Here is a 13,709-nt window from a genome sequence, read left to right on the forward strand (position 1 = left end):
GTTGATAGGCCAGATGTGGAAGCCCGGTAACGGGTGGAGCTGACTGGTACTAATAGGCCGAGGGCTTGTCCTCAGTTGCTCGCGTCCACTGTGTTTGTTCTGAAATAACGAACGGCCGTGTTTTTCCGGTGTTGGTTAATTTCATAGTGTTTCGGTGGTCATTGCGTTAGGGAAACGCCCGGTTACATTCCGAACCCGGAAGCTAAGCCTTTCAGCGCCGATGGTACTGCAGGGGGGACCCTGTGGGAGAGTAGGACGCCGCCGAACTCCTTTTACGGGAAAGCCCCGTGTCCTTGTGGACACGGGGCTTTTCTGCGTTTACCACCCATTTTCTCTGCTGTCAGGCAGGGGTGACCAGGTGGGTGTCGTACGCCAGGATGACCGCCTGGACACGGTCACGGCATCCGGTCTTGGCGAGAATGCGCGTGACATGCGTCTTCACCGTCGATTCGGCGAGATGGAGCCGCTCGGCGATCTCCGTGTTGGACCAGCCCTGACCTATGACGGTGAGGATTTCCCGTTCCCGCTCGGTGAGGGAAGCGATGCGTGCGTCCAGGGGGACGGATCCACCGGGAACGGCCGGGAGATGCTGGACGTACGCGTCCAGCAGACGTCGCGTGAGGCTGGGGGCCACCACCGCGTCGCCGCCGGCCACGGCCCTGATGCCGGAGAGGAGCTCCTCCGGCATCGCGTCCTTGATGAGGAAGCCACTGGCGCCGGCGCGGAGGCCGTCGTACGCGTACCGGTCCAGGTCGAAGGTCGTGACGATGAGGACGCGGGTGCGGGCACCGGCCCTGATAATGCGGCGGGTGGCCTCGATGCCATCCAGGAGCGGCATGCGGATGTCCATCAGCGCGACGTCCGGCCGATGCTGTTGGACCAGGCTCAGGGCTTCGAGGCCGTTGCCGGCCTCGCCCACCACGGTCATGTCGTCCTGACTCTCCAACAGCATGCGGAACCCGAAACGTTGCATCGGCTGGTCGTCCGCGATGAGCACGGTCGTCACGAGGGTGTGTCCTCCAGAGGAAGTCGGAGCCGTACCTGCCAGCCGGTCGCGGATGCGCATCCCGGCAGCGGGCCGGCCTCCAGTGTGCCGTCGTAGAGCGACGCCCGCTCACGCATCCCGGTGATCCCCTGCCCGCCGCCCTCCGGGCCGTGACGGCCTGCGGCGTCGGCGCCTGTGCCTGTGCCGGTGTCCGTGATGACGGCCTCCAGTTCGGTGGCCCGGTAGGTCAGTGTGACCTCCGCGGTCGGTGACGGGGCCGTGCCGCCGTGCTTCAGCGTGTTCGTCAGGGCCTCCTGCACCACCCGATAGACCGTCAACTGCCTGCCCGCGGTGGGTGGGGCGGACGGGGGCGTGCCGCGGATGTGCAGGCGTACGGGGAGGCCCGCCGCCCGTACGCCGGTGAGGAGTTCGTCCATGTCGTCCAGGGTCGGCTGCGGGGTCCGGTCGGCCTCGGCGGGGTGGTCGCGCAGGACGCCGAGGAGGCGGCGGAGTTCGGTGAGGGCCTGGCGGCTCGTGGTTCCGATGGCTTCGAGGGCCTGGGCGGCCCGTTCCGGGCTCTTGGCCGCCGCGTACGCGCCGCCGTCCGCGAGGCCCGTGATCACGGAGAGGTTGTGGCCGATGATGTCGTGCATCTCCCTGGCGATCCGGGTGCGTTCGGCGGCGGCCGCGAGCCGGGCCTGCTGGTCGCGCTCCAGCTCCAGCCGGTGGGCGCGGTCGACGAGGGCGGCGGTGTACTCCTTGCGGGTGCGGACCACGATCCCGAGCAGCGCCGAGAGCGCGAACGCCCAGAGGTGGGGCACGATCATCGGATCCCAGCTGTGCGGGCGGTGCAGAGCGCCGGCCACCAGCGGCGCGGCCACCAGGGCCCCCGCCCACGCCAGGGCCCGGCCGGGCAGCCGCAGCGCGACGTGGAAGACGACGATCTCCTGGAGGAAGGCGGCCTGGATGACGGCGCCGGACCAGGCGTTCACCAGCGAGACCGGCGCCATGAACGCCAGCACCGTCAGGGGACGCGTACGCCGCCACAGCAGCGGCGCGGAGAAGGCCACGCTCATCAGCAGCACCAGCGTCCCGGACACGTTCGGGTCCAGAGCCACGGTGCGCCAGCCGCCCGAGGTGACGTCGAGCACGGCGAACAGGATCCAGGACATGGTCAGCAGACCGTCCCAGACCAGCGGCCGGCGCACGTCGAACGCGCGGACGCGCTGGAGCAGGCGCTGGATGTGACCGGTGAGCGGGGCGGTGCCGGGGGCGGCGCCCCCGGCGGTGTCCGGGGAGCTGCTCAGGTCGTCGTCGTTCGTCACGCGTCCATCCTCGTGGCCCGCCGCCCCGGCGTCATGCGTCCCGTCGGCGCAGCAGCAGTGCTGCCGAGCCCAGGGCCGCCGCGGCCCACAGGCACAGGGCGAGCACCGCGCCGCCCGTCGAGGCGTCGCCGTCCAGCGGGGTGGCGGAGCCGAGGACTCCGGCCGCCTGGGTGGGGAAGAACCTGATGGCGCTCTCCACCACGTCGTACGGAAGCATGGAGAGGATCTCCGGCAGGATCATCACGCCGCCGATGTAGGCGCCGATCGCCCCCGGTACCGAGCGGAGCAGGGCACCGAGCCCGAGTGCGATCAGGCTGAGCAGGGTGATGGCCGCCGAGTTGCCGACGATCGCGCCGAGGATGCCCGGGTCGCCGAGCGAGGCCGCCTGGTCGGTGTCGTGGAGGAAGAACTGTGCGGCGAGGAAGGTGATCAGGGCGGTGGCGAGCATGGTGACGAAGACCGTGGCGGTGAAGACCGCCGCCTTCGCCCACAGCACCGGGAGCCTGCGGGGGACCGCGGCGAGCGAGGCGCGGATCAGACCGGTCGAGTACTCGCCGGCGGTGACCAGGATGCCCAGGACGACGGTGCACAGGGTGCTGAGTATCGAGCCGTAGAGGACCAGGACCACGGTGTCGACGTCGGAGTCGCCGCCGTCGGAGGTGTACGTCGTACCCATGACCAGGCCGACGGCGAGCATCAGGACGGCCGCCGAGACCAGAGTGATCCAGGAGGAGCGCAGGGATCGGAGTTTGTGCCACTCGGAGCGCAGCACCCGGGCGGGTGTGATCCGGTACGCGTGGTGGTCCCGGCGGTCGTGGGCGCTTTCGTTCGGCTGGGTGGTCGCGGTGGTCATGCGAGGGCTCCGGTCGGTTCGGGGGCGGTGATCCGGTACTCGACCGACGCCTGGGTCAGGTCCATGAATGCCTGTTCCAGGGAGGCGGTCCGGGGGGTGAGTTCGTACAGCGGGATGGCGTGGGCGGCAGCGGTGCGGCCGATGTGCGCCGCGTCCGTGCCGCGGACCTCCAGCTCGTCGGGGGCGGTGTCCGGGCCGGTGGAGATCTCGATGCCGGGGCCGATACCGGTGAGGAGTCCGCGCAGCGCGTCGGCCCGCGGGGTGACGACCTTGACCGAGGCGCCGCCGGCCGTGGCGACGAAGTCGGCGACCGTGGTGTCGGCGAGCAGCCGGCCGCGGCCGACGATGATCAGATGGTCCGCGGTGAGTGCCATCTCGCTCATGAGGTGCGAGGAGACCAGGACCGTACGGCCTTGCTGCGCAAGGGATCTGAGAAGGTTACGGATCCACAGCACGCCCTCCGGGTCGAGGCCGTTGACGGGCTCGTCGAGGATGAGCGTCGCCGGGTCGCCGAGGAGCGCGGCGGCGATGCCGAGCCGTTGGCCCATGCCGAGCGAGAAGCCCTTGATGCGTTTGTGGGCGACCCCGGTCAGCCCCGCCAGGTCGAGTACGTGCTCGACGCGGCCGCGCGGGATGCCGTGGGTGTGGGCCAGTGACATGAGGTGGTTGAAGGCGGTGCGGCCCGGGTGGACGGAGCGGGCCTCCAGGAGCGCGCCGACCTCGGTGAGCGGTGCGCTGTGGGCGGCGTACGCCCGCCCGCCGATCGTCGAGCGGCCCCGGGTCGGTGCGTCCAGGCCGAGCAGCATGCGCATGGTCGTCGACTTGCCGGCGCCGTTCGGGCCGAGGAAACCGGTGACGGTGCCGGGCCGGACCGTGAAGGTGAGGCCCTGGACGACGGTGTTGTCCCCGTACTTCTTGGTGAGTTCGTATGCCCTGATCATGCGGTCGACGCTACGGAGCGGGGCCCGGGCAGGCGTCGGACCTGGGGCGGGACCTGGTGACGGGCGTAGTACCGGGGTACGACGCGGGGTCGGGGAACGTTGTTTGCGCGGGTCGCCCGGCGGGGGCAGGATCGGCGGATGGAACATGTGATTCGAGCCGTGCGCGCCGATGAATGGCCCCTGGTCAAGGAGTTGCGGCTGGCCGCCCTGCGGGATCCGGTCGCGCCGGTGGCGTTTCTGGAGACGTACGAGCAGGGCGTGGCCTACTCCGACGAGTTCTGGCAGGACCGGGCACTCGGCGCGTCCGAGACCGGCGGTGGTGACGTCCGGCAGTTCGTCGCCGTCGCGCCGGACGGGCGGTGGGACGGTGGGGTCACCGTGCTGATCGAACGGCCGGACGCGGAGGTGCGGTTCGGGGAGGCGGTCGACGCCCATCAGGCGCATGTGGTCGGTGTGTTCGTACGGCCGGAGGCCCGGGGCGCGGGTCTGGCCGAGGAGCTGTTCCGGGCCGGGACGGACTGGGCCTGGTCGCTGGCGGGGCCGCGGATCGAGCGGGTGCGGCTGTATGTGCACGAGGACAACCCGAGGGCCGCGGCCTTCTACCGGCGGATCGGATTCTCGGCGACCGGGCGCTCGGTGCCCGTGCCGGGCGACCCGTCGGCCCGGGAGATCGAGTACGCGGTGGAGCGGAAGGCGTAGACCCCGGTCCCGTGACCGGGGCGCGCGGCGGGCGGGTCAGCGTGTCCGGGGGAAGGCGGCGCGCAGTGCGGAGCCCCGGGTGAGCAACGCGAGACCGATCCGGACCGGGCCAGGGCGCTGATGCGGGCGGCACGGCCCGGCGCCGCCCGCATCGCTGACCGAGCTTCGTGAACTGGTCCGGGGAATCAACCCGCCGACCGTACTCGCCTGTCCGAACAACCCCTGACGGGCCCGATGCGGCTGCCCGCCCCGGCGCGGGTGGGTCATACCCCTTGGGGCCAGCGGGCGCGGGCCTGTTCCTGCGAGCGGAGGAGGGCCAGGGTCGGCAGGCCCATGGCCCGGCCGTTCGCCAGCAGTTCCGGGAGGCGGGGGAGCGGGGCCACCGCGGCGACGTCGTCGAGCACCAGCGTCATTGGTGGGTCGAGCCGACCGTCGGTTGACCGTGCGGCCATGCGGCGGCCGTGCTCGACCACGTGTGAGGCGAGTGCCGTGAGCAGGGGCATTGCTCCCGGACCCGAGCGGGGGTCCTCGATCGGCTCCCCCACCACATAGAGGGTGCCCCCCTCGTCCGCGAATGATTCCAGCGCGAGGGAATCGGCCCGGTTCGGTGTGCAGGCCTCGCGGATGTGCACCGACGAGAGCGCGCCGAAGGCCCGTACGGTCAACTCCTGTGCCATCTCGCGGCGTTCGGGGTGTGCGGTCAGTGCCGACTCCAGCAGTCCGGCGAGTCCGGAGGCCGCTTTGGGATGGGTACGGAGCAGGCGCACCGGTTCGTGGGCGCTGCCGCCGAGAGCCCAGCGGTGGACCTGGCGGAAGGGCCGGCCGTCTATGGCGGCGGCGTGCAGCCAGCACCGCAGGAGCGTTTCCGCCGTGTCGGCGGTCGCCGCGTCGATCCGGGCCTGCGGCCGGACCGGGGCGAGGAGTGCGGCGGAGCGGGCGGCGGCCGTGTCGGGCTTCTCGCAGCCCGCGGTGGGGGACCAGTGGAGGCGGGCCGGGGTGTCGCAGAGATGGCCCGGGTCGTAGACGAGGACCGGGCCGAGCTTGGCGCGGGCGTCCTTGGTCTCGGCCCAGACGGTGGGGTCGGAGGTGACGACGAGCGCGGGGCCGTCGGCTTCGAGGATGGCCTGGACGGCGGTGGGACGGCGCGTGGTGGCCGGCCCGTAGACGACGGGGGCGCGGGGGGCGGGGAGCGGGGGGAGGACGGGGCCGGCGGGGTCGGGGGCGGAGGCCGGTCGGGGATCGGCGTGGGCGCCGGTTGCGGCTCCGGCTCCGGTGGCGGGTTCGGTCCGTGGCCCGGTGGCGGGTTCGGTCCTGGGGAGAGGGGTGGTGTCGGCCGGGGTGTGCTCCATGGGGACGGTGGTCTCGGCCGGGGTGTGCTCCATGAGGACGGCAGTCTCGGCCGGGGTGCGCTCGATGGGGACGGCGGTGTCGTTCCGTCGGGTCCGGCGGTGGGGTTCCTGCCGCCGACGGGACCGTACGGGCTCGTCCCCGTACTCGTCCGCCTCCCCGCCCACGTACCGCTCGGCCCGCTGCCGGGCCCGTACCGCTCGCCAGCGGGCCACCACGCCCAGCACGAACACCGTCAGCACCAGCAGCACCATCAGTTCTCCGATGAACAGGCCCCAGAAGAGCCCGTATCCGGAGAGTTCGTCCGCCGGGGTGTTCGGCCAGGCGGCCGGGAGGTCGTGCGGTGCGGTGACGAGCCGGCGCATCGACAGGGGCGTCTCGGCGAGCGTGACCCCCTCCGGCCAGGCGCCGTGTGCGAACAGTCCGGCCAGGCCGGTGGCCGTCCATACCAGCAGCGTCAGCCCGAGCAGGAAGGCCAGCAGGCCGATCAGCATGCCGTCGGGGATGCCGCCGCCGTTGTTTCCACTGCCGTTGCCGCCGGTACGTTGCTCAGCGCGCCCCGCCATGTCATGCCACCGTTGACTCGGACGACTCGTTCAGCCGTTGCTGGTGCTCGATCCGGGCCGCGCGCTGCTCCGCCTCCAGGTCGGCGGCGCGTACGTCCTCGGGGAGGAGGTCGCCGGCGGAGGACTCGGTCATCGCGCGGTCGGTGAAGACCAGCGGGCGTTCCGCCTCGGTGATCAGGTGCTTGACCACCTGGACGTTGCCGTTGACGTCCCAGACCGCGATGCCGGGGGTGAGGGTCGGGATGATCTCGACCGCCCACCGGGGCAGGCCGAGCACGCGTCCCGTCGCTCTGGCCTCGTCGGCCTTCTGGGCGTAGATCGTGCGGGTCGACGCCATCTTGAGGATCGCCGCGGCCTCTCGCGCCGCCGCTCCGTCGACGACATCGCTGAGGTGGTGGACGACGGCCACGAACGACAGGCCGAGGCGGCGTCCGAACTTCAGCAGGCGCTGGAAGAGCTGGGCCACGAAGGGCGAGTTGATGATGTGCCAGGCCTCTTCCACCAGGAAGATGCGCTTCTTCCGGTCGGGCCTGATCCAGGTGTGCTCCAGCCAGACGCCGACGATCGCCATCAGGATCGGCATCGCGATCGAGTTCCGGTCGATGTGCGAGAGGTCGAAGACGATCAGCGGCGCGTCGAGGTCGATGCCGAAGCTGGTCGGTCCGTCGAACATGCCGCGCAGGTCACCGTCGACCAGCCGGTCCAGGACGAGGGCGACGTCCAGGCCCCAGGCCCGTACATCGTCTATGTCGACGTTCATCGCCTCGGCGGACTCGGGCTCCGGGTGGCGGAGCTGGTCGACGATGTCGGTGAGGACCGGCTGCCGGTCGGTGATCGTCTCGTTGACGTAGGCGTGGGCGACCTTCAGCGCGAAGCCGGACCGCTCGTCCAGGCCGTGCCCCATCGCGACCTCGATGATCGTGCGGAGCAGGGCGAGCTGGCCGGTGGTGGTGATCGCGGGGTCGAGCGGGTTGAGCCGGATGCCGCCGTTGAGGGCGGCGGTCGGGTCGAGGCGGATCGGGGTGAGGCCGAGCTCCTGGGCGATGAGGTTCCACTCGCCGACGCCGTCCTCGCCCTGGGCGTCCAGCACGACGACCTGGCGGTCGCGGAAGCGGAGCTGGCGGAGCACGTACGTCTTCTCCAGCGCGGACTTGCCGTTGCCGGACTCGCCGAGCACCAGCCAGTGCGGGGCCGGCAACTGCTGTCCGTACAGCTGGAAGGGGTCGTAGATGTAGCCCTTGCCGGAGTAGACCTCGCGGCCGATGATCACGCCGGAGTCACCGAGGCCGGGGGCCGCGGTGGGCAGATAGACGGCCTGGGCCTGTCCGGTCGACGTGCGGACGGGCAGCCTGGTCGTCTCCACCTTCCCGAAGAGGAAGGCGGTGAAGGCGTCCGACAGCGCGGACAGCGGATCTCGCATGGCGGGACCGACCTCCCTTTCGGTTCTCTCGGTTGTCTCGGTTGCTGTGCTGTGTGGTGGTGCGGTGGGGCGGGGCTAGCGGCGGATGCCGGTGGCGAACGGCAGGGTGTTCACGAAGGCGCGGTGGTGCTCGCGGTCGCACCACTCCAGCTTGAGATACGACTTGCCGGCCGAGGCCCGGATCGTCCGCTTGTCGCGGGCCAGGGCCTCCGGCGAGCGCGACGAAACGGTGATGTACCCCACCAGGTTCACCCCGGCGGCGCCGCTCGCGAGATCTTCACCCCGCTGGTCGAGGCGGCCGTGGGCGGCGATGTCGCGCGGGTCGACGGTGCGGTTCATCTTGGCCTGACGGCTGGCTTCCGCCTCGTCGTTCGTCTTCTCGGTGAGCATCCGCTCGATGGCGACCTCGGTGGGTTCCAGGTCCATGCAGACCGCGACCGTACGGATCACATCGGGGGTGTGGACGAGGAGCGGGGCGAGGAAGTTGACGCCGACGGGGGTCATCGGCCACTCCTTCACCCAGGCCGTGGAGTGGCACCAGGGGGCGCGGGTGACCGACTCGCGGGTCTTGGCCTGGAGGAACGTCGGCTCGACCGCGTCCAGCTCGGCCGGCCAGGCGTTGCGCTTGGTCATGGCCTGGATGTGGTCGATGGGATGGTCGGGGTCGTACATCGAGTGGACGAGGGAGGCGAGCCGGCTCTGGCCGAGCGGCTGGCGGACCCGGATGTCGGCCTCGGCGAGGCGGGCGCAGATGTCGGTGAGCTCGCGCGCCATGACGACGGCGAGGCCGGCGTCCCGGTCGAGCCTGCGGCCGGCCTCGGGGCGGGCGGCGCGGGCCATGGCATTGGCCTCGGCGGCCAGCTCGCGGGTGTAGTGCATGCAGGCCACGAGGTAGGCGCGGTGCTGCTCGCTGGAGGTGGAGACCATGGACTGGAGCTGGTCGTAGGACTCCTGGAGCCAGCCCGGGGACGCCTTGTCGCCGCGCTGGGCGACGTCCTTGGCGTGCGCGTCGGGGTCGGCGGGCAGGGTGCGGGCCAGCATCTGGATGCGGGTCACGAAGCCGTCGCCGTTGGCGACGTGCTTCAGCAGCGTGCCGAACCGGTCGACGAGCGCTTCCTGGTCCTCGCTGTCGCGGAGACCGACGCCGGGGCCCTCGATCTCGATCGCGGCGGTGACGGTGCGTCGGTCGGCGTGCAGGAGTACGGCGATCTCGTCCGGGCCGAAGGGGGCGGCCAGCCAGTTGATCCGGCCGATGCCGGGGGGCGGGCCGATCTCGACCTCACGCCCGTCGGCGCCGACGCCCGCCTCCATGGCGGCGGAGCGGTAGGCCGTACCGCGGCGCAGGGAGCGCTTGTAGCTGCGGTTGATCTCGAACCACTTGTAGAAGGTGCGGTGCTTGTACGGGAGGTACACGATCGCCAGGGCGAGGAACGGGAAGCCCGTGAGCAGCACGATCCGCAGGGGCAGGATCGGGACGATCAGCCCGCTCATCATGCCGAGGAACGCGCCGGCGATGATCAGGGCGATCTCGCCGGTCTCGCGGTTCTTGCCGACGATCGCGTTCGGCCGGGCCCGGCCGATGAGATACGTACGGCGGGGCCCGATCGTATGGGACGGAGTCGTCAACGCCCTCCACCTCCCGTGCTGTTGTTACCTGAACTGCCTGATCCGCCACCTCGGTGGGAGCGGCTGCCGTGCGGGGTGCCGGACGTCGGCCCGGATCCGCTGCGCGGCGGAGGTGCGGCGGAGGGGACAGATCCGCCGCCGACTCCGCTCCCGCCGGAGTTGCGGGAGCTGTGCGCGGCGACTCCGCCGCTGATCGCGTTGGCGGGCCGGCCGCCGCTGTTGCCTCCGTCGCCGCCGTTCTGGCCGCTGCGGCTGCTGTGGGTCTTGATGCCCTGGGAGACGAGGGCGGCGGGCGAGCTGATCAGCGCGGCGGCCTGGGAGCCGTCGGTGGCCGCCTTGCGGTTGGTGCGGGCGCCCTGGATCTCGTCGCCGAAGCCGGGGACGAAGCGGTAGATCATCGCGGAGGCGAAGATCGCCAGCAGGATGATGGCGAGGCCGGAGACGACGGCGGAGAAGGCGTTCGGCCCGTCGTTCTGGGAGAGCGCGCCGGCCAGCCCGAGCACGACGACGATGACCGGCTTCACCATGATCACCGCGATCATGATTCCCGCCCAGCGCCGGACGTGGCCCCACATGTTCTTGTCGACGAGCCCGGCGTAGACGACGGTGCCGAGCAGGGCGCCGACGTAGAGCAGGGCGGCCCGGATGACGAGCTCCAGCCAGAGGATGCCCGCGGCGAGGATCGAGACGAGCGAGACGACGATCAGCATGATCGGCCCGCCGCCGATGTCGGAGCCCTTCTTGAGCGCCTCGGCGAACGACCCGAAGAAGACGTCGGTCTGCCCGCCGGAGGACGAGGCGATGACCTCGGTGACGCCGTCGGTCGCGGAGACGATCGTGTAGAGGATCAGCGGGGTGAACGCGGAGGCGAGGACCGTCAGCCACAGGAACCCGATGGCCTCGGAGATCGCGGTGGTCAGCGGCACGCCGCGGATCGCCCGCTTGGCGACGGCGAGCAGCCACAGGACGAGGGTCAGGACGGTGGAGGCGGCGAAGACGATCGCGTACTGCTGGAGGAACTTGGTGTTCGTGAAGTCGACGTTGGCGGTGCCCTTCACGGCCTCGCTGAGCTTTCCGACGATCCACGCGGCGGCGTCGGCGCAGCCGCGGGCGAGGGAGGAGAGGGGATCGAGGGAGCTGTCGAGGGTGGAGGGGGCGTTGGTTTTGGGGGCTGCGTCGCCGCTTTCGCAGTAGTCCTTCGCGGGACCACGGATCAAGTCGCACGCGTTGTTGCTCTCGCTGGGCGTTGGGCTGGGAGAGGGCGCGGCGAACGCGCGGCTGGCCAGCAGCACGAACGCGACCTGCAGGCCGGATGCCGCCGCAGCGACTGAAAGGGCTCGGCTGGATCGTTTACCGGGCATAGGTGAACCCTCCGAACTGTTCCACGGCGTTGGCCATTTCCTCCGCAGGGGAAGCAGCCTGGTCACGGCCGACAGGTGTGGGGCCGTCCTTCTGCGTGAAGTCGGTGATCTTCCAGTCTCCGTCGATCCACGCCAGCTCGAAGGTGTTGGTGTACCAGCTCTCGGAGACAGGGTTCTTGGAACCCTCACCGGCCAGTCCGAACAGAGCTGAGTACCAAACGGCGACGCTCGCGGAGTCGCCGTTGAATTTCACGATCTTGGTGCCGGCCGGGTTGGAGCGCGAGATGAAGGACAGGCCCGCCGGCGCGCTGCCATCGGCGTTCAGCCCGATGCTGGTCAGGAAGTCCTGGCCGGAGTACACCTTGTCCAGATCGCCCTGGCGGGCGGCGGCGACCTCGGGCGCGTAGACGGCCGTGACGACCGTGCGGCGGCGGGTCTTGTCGAACATGTCGGCCGAGCCGAGCGCCACGGCATAGTTCGCCGCCGCGCTCTGCGCCCCCTGCTCGTCATGCGCGAACCCCGACGGAATCGTGCCGTTCTTCCCCGTCACCGGCTTCGTCCCCGTGGCAGCCGTGGACGCCGACTCCGGCTTGCTCCCCCCGCTCCCCGAGCCGTCGCCGTCGTTGCCGTTCCCGCCGCCCCCGCCCATGTTGGCGAACGCGATGGCCGCGATCAGGAGGACGACCACGCCGACCATCGTGACGAGCGAGCGGGAAGCACGGGCCGGGCGGCGGGGGGCGCTGTAGCCGTCGCCGCCCTCGCCGTCGGGCAGGCGGGTACGGGTCTGGCGTGTCCCGCCGATGGTGCTGTATGCATCGTCCGTACGGCCTGAGTCGTTGCCGTAGCCGTTGTCGTCGCCGAGGCTCATGCCGCGTACGCCCCCTCAACCGTTGCCTGAACCGGGTAGTACGACGGTAGCCGTGCGGGATGCCGCGCGGACGCGGTGTGGTGACTCGACATCAGGGGACGCAACCTCTGCCGGTGGGCACGACGGACGGATGGTGTGGGGGTGGGCGGTACTGCCCCTGGCGTGGGATGACAGCCGGTCAGACGGCCATTCCGTAGACGATGGTGAACAGGGTTCCGAGCGATCCGATGATGAACACACCGGTCAGACCGGCAACGATCAGCCCCTTGCCCTGCTCGGCGCTGAACGTGTCGCGCAGTGCCGTCGCACCGATGCGCTGCTTCGCCGCACCCCATACCGCGATGCCGAGGCAGAGCAGGATGGCGATGGCCATCACGACCTCGATCATTACGCGGGCCTCGTTGCCCAAGGTCCCGAACGGCCCCCAGTTCGGGGCGATTCCGCCGATGATGGTGGTGATGTCGCCCTTTTCAGCTGCCAGGATCATGTAAGTCACCGCCCCTGTTGGGTAGTTCATTGCCCCTGCCGCACGGCACGGGTCGCTCTCTATCTTCGCTGATGAAACTGCTCTCGTACGACGACTTGACGGCTCTCTTTACCCGGATTCCGCACATGTGACCGGTCCGACCGCCCTGACCAGCGGATCGAATCGATGTATGACCGAATACGTATGGTTACTCTGTGTATCACGGGGGGTGACCCCGGGCAATGATTGCCATCCCGCCACCCTGGCCGAGAATTTTGCACATGCCCTGGTCAGCGCGCCGTACCCGGTCGGAGCAGGGGCCGGTCAGAGCAGCGGATGGCGTGGGACGGGCGGCCGGGGCGGCGTGGTCCAGGAGGGCGGTGGCCGGAAATCGCACCAGGTGCCGTCGAAGGGAAACGTTCCGGCCTCGGCGAGCCGGGCCACCGACGCGCCCTCGTCCCGGATCGCCGATGCCTCGTCCGCCGACCAGTAGACGGGGTGACCGGTCTTCTCGGCGAAGGACCGCTCGTCCTTCCATCGCCAGCTCCGGTCCGGTGCGACGTTGATGTCGAGTTCGTGGTCGGTGATGTCGATGTCGTCACCGCGATGGATCCGGCGCTCCAGGTTTACGTACCAGCCACGGAACTTCCGTCTGCGGCCGAAGAGCCAGAGCACCGAGTGCGCTGCGCCGGTCGGCTGGTAGAAGAGTGCGTTGCCCATCGGCCAGCGGTCGGCGACCACCGGGTAGCCGCCGGGCGGGCGGTCGTCGGGCGCGATGTCCCGAAGATGCGCCCCGTTCGGGAGTTCCGTACGCCACATAGGGGTGCCGGTCTCCATCCACACCAGCTGGCCCCGGTCGGTGCGCTCGACGAGGCGTACGGGGACCGACGCACTCAGGTGGCCGCCGATGAAGAAGTTCCAGCGGAGGATCCGGCCCGGCTCGTCGTTCATGCCGTCGTTCATGTCGTTGATCATGCCCGCGCCACGCAGGCCGGACACTTCGTCCGATTACCTGACGCGGCGCCACCGACGCCACGGCTGCCTCAGCCGCATCCGGATACCTCGCCGGTGACGGTGTCTCGGTCGGACGCGATGCCCCGGGCGGCGAGGATTTCCTCCGTGAACGGGACGCCCATCCCGCAGTTCTCGGCGCCGGTGGTCCGGCGCAGGTTCGGCAGCAGGTCGAGGTCGTCGAGCGATTCCACGTCGAACAGTTCGTCCTCGTCGTCCCGGACCGGGGAAAGTACGCGAG

Annotated in this window: 13 protein-coding genes and 2 rRNA genes; 3 read left to right on the plus strand and 12 right to left on the minus strand. The window is 70.4% G+C overall.

The window, feature by feature from the left end; translation table 11 throughout:
* Both ACFVH0_RS18305 and rrf read left to right on the plus strand, forming a co-directional pair.
* Nucleotides 1-73: ribosomal RNA gene (locus ACFVH0_RS18305) — 23S ribosomal RNA — on the plus strand; the annotation flags it as partial.
* Nucleotides 74-150: 77 nt separating this feature from the next.
* Nucleotides 151-267 (plus strand): 5S ribosomal RNA (gene rrf, locus ACFVH0_RS18310).
* Nucleotides 268-340: 73 nt separating this feature from the next.
* Here the strand turns inward: rrf and ACFVH0_RS18315 are convergent.
* The 4 genes from ACFVH0_RS18315 to ACFVH0_RS18330 are packed head-to-tail and all read right to left on the minus strand — an operon-like array spanning nt 341 to nt 4,104.
* A complete protein-coding gene (locus tag ACFVH0_RS18315) occupies nt 341-1,006 on the minus strand; it encodes a response regulator (protein ID WP_385821332.1) in 666 nt (221 codons plus the stop codon).
* A complete protein-coding gene (locus ACFVH0_RS18320; RefSeq protein ID WP_385821334.1) occupies nt 1,003-2,310 on the minus strand; it encodes a sensor histidine kinase in 1,308 nt (435 codons plus the stop codon). Before ACFVH0_RS18320 ends, ACFVH0_RS18315 begins: the two co-directional genes overlap by 4 nt.
* A 31-nt stretch (nt 2,311-2,341) precedes the next feature.
* Nucleotides 2,342-3,163, minus strand: coding sequence for an ABC transporter permease subunit (locus ACFVH0_RS18325; protein WP_385821336.1), 822 nt, complete (start codon nt 3,161-3,163; stop codon nt 2,342-2,344).
* Nucleotides 3,160-4,104, minus strand: coding sequence for an ATP-binding cassette domain-containing protein (locus ACFVH0_RS18330; protein ID WP_385821338.1), 945 nt, complete (start codon nt 4,102-4,104; stop codon nt 3,160-3,162). Before ACFVH0_RS18330 ends, ACFVH0_RS18325 begins: the two co-directional genes overlap by 4 nt.
* A 138-nt stretch (nt 4,105-4,242) precedes the next feature.
* Between ACFVH0_RS18330 and ACFVH0_RS18335 the strand changes: the two genes are divergently transcribed.
* Nucleotides 4,243-4,803: a GNAT family N-acetyltransferase gene (locus tag ACFVH0_RS18335; protein ID WP_385821341.1), complete on the plus strand. Its 561-nt coding sequence runs from the start codon at nt 4,243-4,245 to the stop codon at nt 4,801-4,803.
* 263 nt (nt 4,804-5,066) lie between these two features.
* Here ACFVH0_RS18335 and ACFVH0_RS18340 read toward each other — a convergent pair whose 3' ends face one another.
* The 8 genes from ACFVH0_RS18340 to ACFVH0_RS18375 form a co-directional block, all read right to left on the minus strand.
* Complete coding sequence (locus ACFVH0_RS18340) at nt 5,067-6,716, minus strand: type IV secretory system conjugative DNA transfer family protein (RefSeq protein ID WP_385821343.1); 1,650 nt, start codon at nt 6,714-6,716, stop codon at nt 5,067-5,069.
* Nucleotide 6,717: 1 nt separating this feature from the next.
* The gene (locus tag ACFVH0_RS18345; protein ID WP_385821344.1) at nt 6,718-8,136 is read right to left on the minus strand and encodes an ATP-binding protein; all 1,419 of its coding nucleotides are present in this window, start codon (nt 8,134-8,136) and stop codon (nt 6,718-6,720) included.
* Between the two features lie 75 nt (nt 8,137-8,211).
* Nucleotides 8,212-9,762, minus strand: coding sequence for an SCO6880 family protein (locus tag ACFVH0_RS18350; RefSeq protein WP_385821346.1), 1,551 nt, complete (start codon nt 9,760-9,762; stop codon nt 8,212-8,214).
* Nucleotides 9,759-11,123 carry a hypothetical protein gene (locus ACFVH0_RS18355; RefSeq protein WP_385821348.1) on the minus strand — a complete coding sequence of 455 codons (1,365 nt, stop codon included), beginning with the start codon at nt 11,121-11,123 and terminating at the stop codon, nt 9,759-9,761. Before ACFVH0_RS18355 ends, ACFVH0_RS18350 begins: the two co-directional genes overlap by 4 nt.
* A complete protein-coding gene (locus tag ACFVH0_RS18360; protein ID WP_385821349.1) occupies nt 11,113-11,991 on the minus strand; it encodes a hypothetical protein in 879 nt (292 codons plus the stop codon). Before ACFVH0_RS18360 ends, ACFVH0_RS18355 begins: the two co-directional genes overlap by 11 nt.
* Before the next feature lie 178 nt (nt 11,992-12,169).
* A complete protein-coding gene (locus ACFVH0_RS18365) occupies nt 12,170-12,478 on the minus strand; it encodes a hypothetical protein (protein WP_018101695.1) in 309 nt (102 codons plus the stop codon).
* 303 nt (nt 12,479-12,781) lie between these two features.
* Complete coding sequence (locus tag ACFVH0_RS18370) at nt 12,782-13,447, minus strand: DUF402 domain-containing protein (protein ID WP_385821565.1); 666 nt, start codon at nt 13,445-13,447, stop codon at nt 12,782-12,784.
* Nucleotides 13,448-13,500: 53 nt separating this feature from the next.
* On the minus strand, nt 13,501-13,662 hold the full coding sequence (locus tag ACFVH0_RS18375; RefSeq protein WP_385821351.1) for a hypothetical protein: 162 nt from the start codon (nt 13,660-13,662) through the stop codon (nt 13,501-13,503).
* Nucleotides 13,663-13,709 lie beyond the last annotated feature (47 nt).

The sequence above is a fragment of the Streptomyces sp. NPDC127117 genome (genome assembly GCF_042677325.1).
GTDB lineage: Bacteria > Actinomycetota > Actinomycetes > Streptomycetales > Streptomycetaceae > Streptomyces.